The 11,806-nt window shown below is 42.5% G+C and carries 12 protein-coding genes and 2 pseudogenes; 3 read left to right on the forward strand and 11 right to left on the reverse strand.

The window, feature by feature from the left end:
* The first annotated feature begins 131 nt into the window (after window positions 1-131).
* Both V7K44_RS05640 and V7K44_RS05645 read left to right on the forward strand, forming a co-directional pair.
* Window positions 132-1,223, forward strand: coding sequence for an AAA family ATPase (locus V7K44_RS05640; protein WP_334929457.1), 1,092 nt, complete (start codon window positions 132-134; stop codon window positions 1,221-1,223).
* Window positions 1,220-1,825 carry a DUF4276 family protein gene (locus V7K44_RS05645; RefSeq protein ID WP_334929459.1) on the forward strand — a complete coding sequence of 202 codons (606 nt, stop codon included), beginning with the start codon at window positions 1,220-1,222 and terminating at the stop codon, window positions 1,823-1,825. Before V7K44_RS05640 ends, V7K44_RS05645 begins: the two co-directional genes overlap by 4 nt.
* 160 nt (window positions 1,826-1,985) lie before the next feature.
* Here V7K44_RS05645 and V7K44_RS05650 read toward each other — a convergent pair whose 3' ends face one another.
* The 10 genes and pseudogenes from V7K44_RS05650 to V7K44_RS05695 form a co-directional block, all read right to left on the reverse strand.
* Complete coding sequence (locus V7K44_RS05650) at window positions 1,986-2,924, reverse strand: ABC transporter permease (protein WP_334929461.1); 939 nt, start codon at window positions 2,922-2,924, stop codon at window positions 1,986-1,988.
* 75 nt (window positions 2,925-2,999) lie between these two features.
* Window positions 3,000-4,141 (reverse strand): annotated as a pseudogene (locus tag V7K44_RS05655) (ABC transporter permease).
* Window positions 4,142-4,257: 116 nt separating this feature from the next.
* Window positions 4,258-4,440 (reverse strand): hypothetical protein, encoded by a 183-nt coding sequence (locus V7K44_RS05660; RefSeq protein ID WP_334929463.1) that lies wholly within the window; start codon window positions 4,438-4,440, stop codon window positions 4,258-4,260.
* Window positions 4,433-5,008, reverse strand: a complete 576-nt coding sequence (locus tag V7K44_RS05665; protein ID WP_334929465.1) for a zeta toxin family protein — start codon at window positions 5,006-5,008, stop codon at window positions 4,433-4,435. The genes V7K44_RS05660 and V7K44_RS05665 overlap by 8 nt, the downstream gene beginning before the upstream one ends.
* Window position 5,009: 1 nt before the next feature.
* A complete protein-coding gene (locus V7K44_RS05670; RefSeq protein WP_334929467.1) occupies window positions 5,010-6,482 on the reverse strand; it encodes an ABC transporter ATP-binding protein in 1,473 nt (490 codons plus the stop codon).
* Window positions 6,483-6,657: 175 nt separating this feature from the next.
* Complete coding sequence (locus V7K44_RS05675; protein ID WP_334929469.1) at window positions 6,658-7,713, reverse strand: BMP family protein; 1,056 nt, start codon at window positions 7,711-7,713, stop codon at window positions 6,658-6,660.
* Between the two features lie 192 nt (window positions 7,714-7,905).
* A complete protein-coding gene (locus tag V7K44_RS05680; RefSeq protein ID WP_109010882.1) occupies window positions 7,906-8,301 on the reverse strand; it encodes a hypothetical protein in 396 nt (131 codons plus the stop codon).
* A gap of 520 nt (window positions 8,302-8,821) precedes the next feature.
* The gene (locus tag V7K44_RS05685; protein WP_334929472.1) at window positions 8,822-9,307 is read right to left on the reverse strand and encodes a DUF3368 domain-containing protein; all 486 of its coding nucleotides are present in this window, start codon (window positions 9,305-9,307) and stop codon (window positions 8,822-8,824) included.
* Complete coding sequence (locus V7K44_RS05690; RefSeq protein WP_118165569.1) at window positions 9,300-9,554, reverse strand: UPF0175 family protein; 255 nt, start codon at window positions 9,552-9,554, stop codon at window positions 9,300-9,302. The genes V7K44_RS05685 and V7K44_RS05690 overlap by 8 nt, the downstream gene beginning before the upstream one ends.
* 36 nt (window positions 9,555-9,590) lie before the next feature.
* A complete protein-coding gene (locus V7K44_RS05695) occupies window positions 9,591-9,731 on the reverse strand; it encodes a hypothetical protein (RefSeq protein ID WP_334929475.1) in 141 nt (46 codons plus the stop codon).
* A gap of 53 nt (window positions 9,732-9,784) precedes the next feature.
* On the opposite strand from V7K44_RS05695, the gene V7K44_RS05700 reads away from it, so the two are divergent.
* Entirely contained in the window at window positions 9,785-9,934 is a 150-nt protein-coding gene (locus V7K44_RS05700) for a hypothetical protein (protein ID WP_334929477.1), read from the forward strand.
* Between the two features lie 141 nt (window positions 9,935-10,075).
* Here the strand turns inward: V7K44_RS05700 and V7K44_RS05705 are convergent.
* Window positions 10,076-11,806 (reverse strand): annotated as a pseudogene (locus V7K44_RS05705) (hypothetical protein); the annotation flags it as partial.

Below are 11,806 nucleotides of genomic sequence, written 5' to 3' on the forward strand. Positions count from 1 at the left end.
TACAGTAGGGAAAAGATCAGAAAGTACGGACAGTAGAAAGCAATAGGTACAACAGTTGCTAATAACTATATTATGAACTCGTTTGAAAGTATAACAATTGAAGGATATCGTCGCTTGTATAATACGTCGATATGCATGAGCGACCCCTGACAGTGATGATTGGGGCTAATGGTGTAGGTAAAACCTCTCTGTTAGAAATTTTTTTACTTTTAGCAGCATCAGCAAATGCTCAACTAGGAACCAAAATTTCCGAGTTGGGTGGACTGGGTGATATTATGACGCGCGATCGGGCTAAAAGTATAACAATTTCTTTGTCTATGAGTGTGCCCGGTTATGCGCCACTCGACTACTCGCTAGAAGTCGCTCCTAAAGGGTTAGCATATGAAATTGCTTTAGAAACACTTACTCAACAAAATGATCGTCATGCATCGGAACCCTTTAAACACATTGATTCTCGTGGTTTAGATGTTAAATATTTTAATACAGAAGATCAAAAGCTATTGCGCCCAAATTGGGATCATAATCCCTTAGAAACTTCTCTTGCTCAAGTTCCCAAAATGTACCAAGAGCCAGAGAATCTGCGAAAAAGATTAGCTTCTTGCACTTTTTATGGAGCATTAAATGTTGCTCCTAAAAGCCCAGTTCGTTTACCACAATCAATGCGCCCAGTGACTTTACCAGGTTCTCATGGAGAAGATTTGGTTTCCTGCCTTTATTATTTGCGAGAAACTGATTCAGAACGATTTGAAATTATTGAAGATACCCTTGCTGCTGCATTTTCAGATTTTGAGCGTTTATCGTTTCCACCAGTAGCAGCAGGAACTTTAGCAATGACTTGGAAAGACAAAAATTTTTCTAAGCCTCTTTATATGCACCAGTTGTCTGAGGGGACTTTACGATTTCTTTGGTTAGTAACACTGCTGCAAAGTCCAGATTTAACTGCTGTCACTCTTATTGATGAGCCAGAAGTCAGTTTACACCCAGAATTATTAAGACTATTAGCTGATTTAATGCGCGAAGCTGCCCAACGAACTCAGCTAATTGTGGCAACCCATTCAGATAGATTAATAAGATTTTTAAAGCCTGAAGAAGTTCTAGTTTGTGATTCTGAGGATGGTTTAACAACTATGAATTGGGGTGACTTTTTTGATTTAGAAAAATGGCTAGAAGATTATAGTTTAGATCAAATTTGGGCGATGAACTTAATCGGTGGTCGTCCATGAGAATAGCAATTTTAGTTGAGGGTGCAACAGAAAAAGCTTTTGAGCCTATTTTACGAGATTTCCTGAAGTCACGCTTGCAACAACAGATGCCTAAACTTCAGTTTATCCCTGATGATGGTCGGATTCCCAAAGAAGAAAAACTCAGGCGTAAGGTTGAGAATTTACTGACAGGGAGAGATGCTTTCAATGCTGTGATTGCACTAACAGATGTTTATACAGGAACCAATGATTTTCAAGATGCAGCAGATGCTAAAGCAAAAATGAAAATGTGGGTTGGGAATAACCCAAATTTTTATCCCCATGCAGCGCAGTATGATTTTGAAGCTTGGCTACTACCTTATTGGCCAACTATTCAAAAATTGGCTGGACATAATAAGTTAGCACCAAGGGGATTACCTGAGCAGGTGAATCACAATAAACCTCCGTCATATCATATTAAAGAAATATGCGAGTTAGGTAAAAAACGCAGTTATAGTAAAACTCGCGATGCAGCCAAGATTTTAAAAAACAATAATCTAATGGATGCAGTCAATCTGTGTCCTGAATTAAAGGAATTTTTGAATACTATTCTGTCTCTTTGTGAGATTGATTTGATTCCATGACTGAACTGCCTCAATTCAAAGGCGTTCCGGTTCAGCATAACTAGCAATTTTGTCTGATAAAATTTTCAGGTTATAACGGTAATTTTTAGGTATTTAATCAGTAATGTAAGAAGGCAAAAGTTAAACAGCTCCCGGTACAAAGAAGACTGCTTACGTTAAATTAGTCTGAGTGGTAATTTTCTCCAAAGTAGGGAGTACCTAAAGCTTTTGGGGGTGTAGATTTTCCCAGCTTACCCACTAATGCTAACAAAGCGATCGCATAAGGTAGCATGACTAAAAATTGGTAAGGGATATTTGCCCCTAATGCCTGAATTCGCAGTTGTAAAGCTTCTGTAGCCCCAAACAGCAAACAAGCTAAAGCACTACCTATAGGATGCCATCTACCAAAAATTAATGCTGCGATCGCAATAAATCCTTTACCAGCACTCATCCCTTCGGCAAAAAATCTTACTTGTACCAGAGTTAAATAAGCACCTCCTAAACTTGCAAGAATGCCACTAATCACCACAGCGATATAACGGACAAATGGTACTGAAATTCCAGCCGTGTCAGCAGCTTTCGGAGATTCACCCACTGCCCGCAATGTCAGCCCAAAGCTAGTTTTAAATAAAAGGTATGTAGTTAAAATAACTAAGATAAATAATAAATATACTAAAAAATCTTGCTGAAATAGTAGCGGCCCGATCGAGGGAATATTGGCTAAACCAGGAATAATAATTGCCCCAATTCCAGGTAACTGCTGTGTACTACTGCCACTAAACACTAACCGCGCTAAAAACGATGTTAATCCAGCTGCGACAAGATTAATCGCTAGCCCAGATACCAATTGATCGACACGCAAGGTTACACATAAAAAAGCATGGAGTAGTCCGACTAATCCCCCTGCAATTAAGGATGCAAGGATACCAAGCCAGGGATTACTAGTGTAGAAAGTGGCGGCAGCACTAGTAAAAGCACCTGTAAGTAACATTCCTTCTAAGGCGATATTTAACACCCCGGATCGTTCCGAGTACAATCCTCCAAGGGCTGCAAATGCTAAGGGGACGCCTAGACGTAAGGTAGCTATTAAGTAATCGGAGAAAAAGTTGAGATTATTCATGGAGTTATTTTTTAACGCAGAGGTTCGCAAAGGGAAGCGCAAAGTATCGCAGAGTTTTCTGTGTGTTCCTTTGCGTTAAACCTTCGCGTCCCTCTGCGTTTTTACTCTTATTTCTCTTTCGACTGCGAGACTGATAGCGATAAATAACACCATAAACCCCTGAATCGCGTAAACTACTGTTACCGGCACACCTGCACTACGCTGCATCACATTTGCACCACTGCGAAGCGCTGCAAAAAATAAAGAAGTTAATACTACACCGATAACACTACCACGACTTAAAAAAGCGATCGCAATGGCATCAAATCCATAACCTGGGGAAACTTGTTCAAATAGGCGATATTTCAACCCCATCACTTCACAACTCCCAGCCAACCCAGCTAAACCACCCGCAGCAGCCATTACCAGCATAATGGTACGTTCAACAGATATGTGGGCATAACGGGCGGCAATCGGGTTAAATCCCACTGCCGTAATTTGATAACCTAGAGGCGATCGCACTAATAATACCCATAAAATACCTGCGGCAATTAAACTGAATAAAATCCCAGCATGGGCGAGGCTTTGCGGTAATATAATCGGCAAACGCGATGTTTTAGCAATTAACGGCGAATAAGGACTAGGCGCACCTGTTGCCATTAATGGATTTTGGACGAGGTAGCTAACTAAATTTACCGCAATATAGTTGAGCAACAATGTAGTAATTACCTCATTCACTCCGCGTATGGCTTTGAGATAACCAGGAATCAAACCCCAAACTGCACCAAAGAGAAATCCTGCCAACAGTGCTAAGGGGATATGAATCACCGCAGGTAATCCTTGCACATATAACCCAATTAAAGTACTTCCCAACGCACCTAGATAAATTTGTCCTTCTCCACCGATACAGCACTTCCGGCTATTATGAAGCACAATTTTCCCCATATCCCTTTCCTATCCTAACTTTTGAGACTGTGTGCGTACCTCATAGCAGACGGAAGTGCTGTATTAAATTGCCCAGCCCGCAACGCCACTAACACGCCTAAACTAGCGAATAATAGCGGTGTCATTTTGGTGAGAGTGTTACCAAATCCAAAGTAGGTAGAGAGAGATTCTTGAAATAGGATGCTGTATGCAGTGATGGGATTTGCCCCAGCAATTAGCATCAGGATAGCACCGACGATGAGGGCAGAAGCGATCGCAATTAGCGGTGATAAGATTGGTAACAGGAATTTCATGCGATTAGTTGCGATCGTTAGGTTTGGAGATATGATTTCCTATGCAGTTCATTAACTCCTCAAAGCTGAATCAAGTTGAACAATTTATAGATATCATTTTCAGTTTAAATTTTGTTCTAACTATTCTGCTGATTTTGAATCGCTGTAATTTCATCAGACGTTAAAGTTACAACCTTTCCTTCTCGCATAATACTAATCGATTGACCAAGTTTACGATGTCGTTCTATTGCTGCTGCAATTGCGGCTTTGACTCCAGCATCAATTTTGCTTGATAAAAGCTCTAATTCTTGTTCAGCCATTTTTCTGTCCTCTGATTTGATTCCAAATTGCATTTTCATAAGCAACAAGTTGTTGACCACGACGATACTCAGCTACTAACCTAGTATCATTGTTAGAGTTATCATACATAATCCAGCGATCGCACAAAGGTAAGTATAAAGAAATCAAGTTCTTTCGCCCCTGTTGGTAGCGTCTACGAATAACATCTTCTGGAATCGAGTGTCCACCACTTGCAACCCTTGCTGCTACTCGTTCTACTGCCAAGTCAACGCTTTGTAACCAAAAATATATTAAGTTAATTGTGTAGCCTTTTGCTCTACAACCAATAATAAAAGGTGCAAAACTTCTAGCTGCTAGCGTAGTTTCAAAAGCAAAATCACTACCTGAATTAGATAACGTCCGCAGTCGCATAATCATTAACCTTCCTGCTTCTATAGCCATTGAATCGGGATTTAATGGAGATAGTCCAGCAGCAATAGCATCTGCATTTACGTACTCAAAGCAGTCTAGAAAATTCGGTAATAAACTCATCGATACGGTGGTTTTTCCTGAACCATTTGCACCACCGATGATATAAAGACTCGGCATTTTACTCTCTGGGTGTTCCCCCAGCCATCAACAAACTAATTTCTTCCACCTTCGCCGTAGCTGCATCCAAAATAGCCACAAACTCACCTCTGTAGATTACGGCAATGCGATCGCTCATTGCCATCACTTCTTCTAACTCAGTAGAAATATACAAAATTGCCGCACCGCGATCGCGTTCTGTTAAGATTCGAGATTGGACAGCTACTGTCGCCCCTACATCTAACCCCCTAGTGGGTTGCATGGCGATAATTAAAGCTGGTGATTGCGCCAGTTCTCGCGCTAACACCACTTTTTGTTGATTTCCTCCCGAAAGCTGACTTACCTTGATATCAATCCCATTTGCCCGAATGTCAAACTCTTGCATTGCAGCTTGGGCACGATTTGCGATCGCTTCTTGTTGTAACAAAAAACGGCGACAAAATGGCAGATATTTAAAAGCTTTTAAAATCAAGTTTTGGGCGATGCTAAATTGCAACACCAATCCCATTGTCTGCCTATCTTCTGGGATGTAGCCCACTGAGGAATGCTTGGGCGTAAACTCAATTTTACCCTGCTTAACAGTCCGCACAAGAGCGATCGCATCAGCTAATTCTCGCTGTCCATTGCCATCGACACCAGCAATTCCTAAAATTTCTCCCGCCCGCAGTTCAAAAGAGACATTATTTACAGCCAGAATATTTCTTTCATCAGCAACTTGCAAATTTTGTACCGATAGGATGATTTTTCCTGGTAATGTAAGACTTTTCTTTAACTGTAAAGCCACTTCCCGTCCTACCATCAATGTTGCTAACTGCTGAGATGTCGCCGCTTCAGTTGATGTTGTTCCTACTACCTTTCCCTGGCGCAAAACTGTCACTGAATCACAGAGATTCATTACCTCTTCTAATTTATGACTGATAAAAATAATTGTGTTACCTGCGGCTGCCAATTGACGCAAGATAGCAATTAATGATTCTACTTCTGGCGGTGTCAAAACTGCTGTAGGTTCATCAAGAATCAACAACTTTGCTCGACGGTAGAGAACTTTGAGAATTTCTACCCGTTGTTGTGCCCCAACAGATAAATTTTCAACTTTGGCAGTGGGGTCAATTTCTAATCCATAAGCTTGGGATAATGCGGCAATTTCTTGCTGTTTCTCTTCTAAATTTAGCCGCCAAGTTTTCTCCATCCCTAAAATGATATTTTCTGTGACAGTCAATTGGGGTACAAGCATGAAGTGTTGGTAAATCATGCCAATGCCTAATTTAATTGCCTCATTTGGTGAAGTGATTTTGATTGGTTGTTCTTGGAGATAAATCTCGCCAGCTTCAGGTTGATAGAGTCCACTAATAATATTCATTAAAGTACTCTTACCCGCGCCATTTTCGCCTAGTATTGCATGAATTGTTCCAGATGCAACAGAGAGATTGATATTGTCGTTAGCGATAAAAGACCCAAAGCGTTTGGTAATATTGTTTAAGCGTAAATAGTTCATGTTCACAAAGCTGATAGCTTGTAGTGAAGATTCGCGTCAGTTTTACCCCACCCTAACCCTCCCCTTGTAAAGGGGAGGGAACAAGATTCAAGATTTCTTATTTCCCCCCTTTATAAGGGGGGATTAAGGGGGGTAATTTGACTACGAAACTTTTTCAGATATCTGTATGTTAAACCTACGTGATTGCTTTCTTCACGCAGCGCGTATCCTTCCCAGCCTCTTTACAGTCTTCAAAAACGATTTTTTTATTAACAATTTCTTGGTTTGTACTCAATACCTTTTGCTTAACTGCTTCCGGTATGATTGCTCCAAATTTACCTAAAAATAAGATATCTGTTCTTTCTAGACCAATTGTATATATTTGTCCTTTGATTTTTTTTTGTTTAGCTAATTCTGCTATATAAGTTATGGCTAAATCTAAGCGTTTGACAGCGCTGGTTAAGACAGCTTTTGGTGCAACATCTAATTGATCCTTGGTGTTACCAAAAGCATATACTCCTTTTTCACCTGCTGTTTGTAAAACTGCGGCTGAGGCATTATCTAACCATTGATAGATGACATCATTCCCGGAAGAAATTAATGCCAGAGTCGCTTCCTTCGCTTTTGAAACATCATTCCAATCACCCGTAAAAGTAGAAGTAATTTGGATATTTGGTTTAACAGACTTTGCTCCTAATTCAAATCCCCGCAGTTCTCCCTCGGTAGCGGGAAACTTCTCTCCAGCAATATAAGCTAATTTATTAGATTTAGTTACAGAAGCACCGATAATGCCACACAAATAACTAGCTTGTAGGTGATCTATTCGTAAAGAAGCAATATTCTCACCCTTGAGATTACCATTGACTCCGACAAAAAATGTGTTGGGGAACTGTGAGGCGACTTGTTCAATTGCGGCATCAAATTGTCCGCCATGCGCGAAGATGAGATTGTAACCTTTACGAGCAAAATCTGTTAATACTTCTGTTTGATCTGCTTGTGCGACTTTTTCGACATAGGCGGTTTCTGCACCTAGCTTTTGTTTTGCTAGGTTGATTCCTTCATAACCAGATTGATTCCAGCCTTTATCGGTAATCACTCCAGGTAGAGCGATCGCTATTTTAAACCCTTCAGTACCACCCGTTGTTGTGGCTGTTGGTGTCGTCTGATTACTACAAGCTTGCAGCAGTAAACTAGTACCAAACCCTGCTGAACCGAGCAAGATAAATTCACGCCGACTAAAGTTTGTTGTCATACCTCGCCTTCAGATAGCTATTTGAGTTATTTCAACACTCTAAAGTCGGAGGTGGTACTTTGGAAACAATTTTTCCCGGATTTATTAAAGACGCGATAAATCGCCGTCTCTACAAAAGACTAATTGTTGTAGAGACGGCGATTCATCGCGTCTCTTGTCTTAACCGAACAGTATTGTCCCTACTCCTGCATTTTATGCAGTTTTAGCATTTTCATCAGATGCTTGTTCTGCAACATTTTTCAAGCGACTCGACCTGATTTTGCGGATGCGATCGCTATTGCGAACACCACCCGCCATCTCATATTCGCGGCTGTCTTTGCCATACTTGATCGCAACCACCATCAGCATCTTCTCAGAAAGCTGACTCAAGTTTTTTTCCATCTCTTCAATTTCAGTTTTAGAAGAGTCAACCACAGACAAAGCAGTATTATAAACATCAAGTTTGTTGCGTAACTGCTCAATTGACTCAATCAGTTTTTCCAAATTATGATTTTCATCAAATTTGATGCTTGGAACAATCGATTTCAGTCCAGCCGATCTTAACTGAGCTTTTTCTAGAATGCGGGATGTACGTTTTTGACGAGACATAAAATTACTCCTTTAAGATGCTGCTAGAGCTAGCTTGGCTTAATTAAACTGCGTTTCGGTTCAGCAAAACTCGCAGTTTTTGTTTATGAAATTTTCAGGTTATATCGGTAATTTTTCGGTATTTCTTTTAAGAATTTAATAATAATGTAAAAAAGCAAAAGTTAGACCACTCCCGTCACGAGTGAGACCGCTCCCGTCACGACTGAAACCACTCCCGTCACGAGTGAGACCGCTCCCGTCACGAGTGAGACCGCTCCCGTCACGAGTGAGACCGCTCCCGTCACGAATGAGACCTCTCCTATCACGACTGAGACCGCTCCCATCGCGACTGAGACCACTCCCGTCACGACTGAAACCACTCCCGTCACGACTGAAACCGCTCCCGTCACGACTGAAACCGCTCCAGTTTGTTGGGGAGTGTGTAGATCAAAGCGGCTTAAGCGATCGCAAGTATTCTGTAGAAAAGATCGATATAAGCGATCGCTTTTTGCCTATAAGATAAATCTACACATCTAATACACTACTCACCAACAAGCCTAAGTGCAGACTCCAAAACTTGTGTACTGATTCTAAAACCAACCTGAATCAATTGCTCAAAAATTGGTCTAGCGGCTTCTACCTTACCTTCCCGTTTTGCAAGTAGAATAACACCAAGAGTTCCCCGCACCGGAATCTCTAAAGCAAGTGCTGCGGTTTTTGCGGCGCGGTCGTCTAGAATTGCTTCATAGCCAGGATTGTTATATATCCAGGTGAGAACGTGACTCTCTCCTAAACCAAGACCCCATGCAGCAATCACTGGATCGACTTGTTCCACATCTCGAATATAGCTAGTTCCTTCATTCAAAATCCAGAGTTTTGCAGGGTCATTATCTGGCGCAATGCAGATTTCTTGAACAACACCGCTAGGAATGACAACCTCATCACAGAGTTCTGAGAGCAAATGAACTTGGTTAATCTTAGTCAGTACAATCAATGGAGAAGCATTTACAACCCATTGTCTAGTCACGCGCTAACTCCTGGGCTAATTCTTCAGGAGTTACTTGAAAAGGTGAAACATTATAGCGATGGAGTGCTTCTAAAAATTGGTGACGACTAACTCCGGCAATTTCAGCAGCCTTAGATTGGGAAAGTGTACCAACTTCATACCACTTGACAGCCGCCGCTAAACGCATCTCTTGAACAAACGTTTCTGGGTTAGTGCGGAGTGCTGAAAAAACATCATTTGGAAGTTGAATATTAATTTGTATGGTCATAAATTCAGTATTATTTATGGAGAGCTAATAGCGCGATCAACAATAACAATCAAATACTACCATTACTAATAAAGACGAGAACAAAGCCAAAAATAACCCCTGGCGATCGCTCATCGACAGTCTAGACAATTTCTCTGATGATTTCATGACTAATTGCGATCGCTCACTTATGGACATCAGAGAGAGTTTGTAAATTTGATACCTGCTTGATAAACTAAACCACATCTAGTTTGCATAATCTGAATGGTAACGCGATCGCTCTCATTGCCAAAGATAACCCCTGGCGATCGCTCATCGACAGTCTAGACAATTTATCTGATGATTTTATGACTAATTGCGATCGCTCACTCATCGACACCAGAGAGAATTGGGTTGAGTAGTTGTAAAAGGCGATCGCACTTCGCTTAAAATTATAGATCCTGCATCCCCTTATACCAATTGACCAAAATCAGGCTACAGATGCAAATTAAATCTAACTCTCTTAAATTACGAATTACGAATTACGAATTACGAATTACAAATTATTTCCACCATCGCCCCACATCCACAATCGCATGGGCAATTTCTACCGTTGCTGCTTCGCCACTTAATACAAAGATAACTGGAAACAATGCTTCGATATCTTGCAGCAAATCACGGCGAGTGCGAAGGGATAGCTCATGAAGTGTATCTTGCCAAAGGGGGAAAAGTTCCGTAGATGGCATTTGTGACAAACTGTCAGCTAAGGCACTCAAGGCTTCGGCACGATAACACTTACGCTGAATCGCCCTGGCAGCAGCAAGGGCTTCTGGCAACAACTCTGGTGGCAGTTTGTCAGCTAAGGCACTCAAGGCATTGACACGATAATACTCATCCTGAATTGCCCTGGCAGCAGCAAGGGCTTCTGGCAATATATCTGGCAGTTTGTCAGCTAAGGCACTCAAGGCTTTGGCACGATAATACTCATTCTGAATTGCCCTGGCAGCAGCAAGGGCTTCTGGCAACAACTCTGATAGCAGTTTCTCAGCTAAGGCACTCAAGGCTTTGGCACGATGTGACTCATGCTGTATTGCCCTAGCAGCAGCAAGGGCTTCTGGCAACAACTCTGGTGGCAGTTTGTCAGCTAAGGCACTCAAGGCATTGGCACGATGTGACTCATCCTGTATTGCCCTGGCAGCAGCAAGGGCTTCTGGTAATATATCTGGCAGTTTGTCAGCTAAGGCACTCAAGGCTTCGGCACGATGTGACTCATCCTGTATTGCCCTGGCAGCAGCAAGGGCTTCTGGTAATATATCTGGCAGTTTGTCAGCTAAGGCACTCAAGGCATTGACACGATAATACTCATCCTGAATTGCCCTGGCAGCAGCAAGGGCTTCTGGCAATATATCTGGCAGTTTGTCAGCTAAGGCACTCAAGGCATTGGCACGAAAAAACTCATGCTGAATCGCCCTGGCAGCAGCAAGGGCTTCTGGCAATAACTCTGGCAGTTTGTCAGCTAAGGCACTCAAGGCATGGGCACGATGTAACTCAGACTGTATTGCCCTGGCAGCAGCAAGGGCTTCTGGCAACAACTCTGGTGGCAGTTTGTCAGCTAAGGCACTTAAGGCATAGGCACGATCTGACTCATCCTGAATCGGCCTGGCAGCAGCAAGGGCTTCTGGCAACAACTCTGGTGGCAGTTTGTCAGCTAAGGCACTCAAGGCATAGGCACGATGTAACTCAGACTGTATTGCCCTGGCAGCAGCAAGGGCTTCTGGCAACAACTCTGGTGGCAGTTTGTCAGCTAAGGCACTCAAGGCTTTGGCACGATGTAACTCAGACTGTATTGCCCTGGCAGCAGCAAGGGCTTCTGGCAACAACTCTGGTGGCAGTTTGTCAGCTAAGGCACTCAAGGCATTGGCACGATGTGACTCAGACTGTATTGCCCTGGTAGCAGCAAGGGCTTCTGGCAACAACTCTGGTGGCAGTTTGTCAGCTAAGGTACTCAAGGTATCAGCACGATAAGACTCATCCTGAATCACCCTGGCAGCAGCAAGGGCTTCTGGCAATATATCTGGCAGTTTGTCAGCTAAGGCACTCAAGGCATAGGCACGAGAAGACTCAGACTGAATCGCCCTGGCAGCAGCAAGGGCTTCTGGCAATATATCTGGCAGTTTGTCAGCTAAGGCACTCAAGGCATTGGCACGATGTAACTCAGACTGTATTGCCCTGGCAGCAGCAAGGGCTTCTGGCAACAACTCTGGTGGCAGTTTGTCAGCTAAGGCACTCAAGGC

Source organism: Nostoc sp. (genome assembly GCF_036917235.1).
In the GTDB taxonomy this organism is placed as follows: Bacteria; Cyanobacteriota; Cyanobacteriia; order Cyanobacteriales; family Nostocaceae; genus Nostoc.

Excerpts from the sequence above, each read along its gene's own strand:
- V7K44_RS05640 (WP_334929457.1), top strand. The coding sequence starts at position 132 with ATGCATGAGCGACCCCTGACAGTGATGATTGGGGCTAATGGTGTAGGT.
- V7K44_RS05660 (WP_334929463.1), bottom strand. The coding sequence starts at position 4,440 with ATGGCTGAACAAGAATTAGAGCTTTTATCAAGCAAAATTGATGCTGGA.
- V7K44_RS05650 (WP_334929461.1), bottom strand. The coding sequence starts at position 2,924 with ATGAATAATCTCAACTTTTTCTCCGATTACTTAATAGCTACCTTACGT.
- V7K44_RS05645 (WP_334929459.1), top strand. The coding sequence starts at position 1,220 with ATGAGAATAGCAATTTTAGTTGAGGGTGCAACAGAAAAAGCTTTTGAG.
- V7K44_RS05670 (WP_334929467.1), bottom strand. The coding sequence starts at position 6,482 with ATGAACTATTTACGCTTAAACAATATTACCAAACGCTTTGGGTCTTTT.
- V7K44_RS05680 (WP_109010882.1), bottom strand. The coding sequence starts at position 8,301 with ATGTCTCGTCAAAAACGTACATCCCGCATTCTAGAAAAAGCTCAGTTA.
- V7K44_RS05695 (WP_334929475.1), bottom strand. The coding sequence starts at position 9,731 with ATGTCCATAAGTGAGCGATCGCAATTAGTCATGAAATCATCAGAGAAA.
- V7K44_RS05675 (WP_334929469.1), bottom strand. The coding sequence starts at position 7,713 with ATGACAACAAACTTTAGTCGGCGTGAATTTATCTTGCTCGGTTCAGCA.
- V7K44_RS05665 (WP_334929465.1), bottom strand. The coding sequence starts at position 5,008 with ATGCCGAGTCTTTATATCATCGGTGGTGCAAATGGTTCAGGAAAAACC.
- V7K44_RS05690 (WP_118165569.1), bottom strand. The coding sequence starts at position 9,554 with ATGACCATACAAATTAATATTCAACTTCCAAATGATGTTTTTTCAGCA.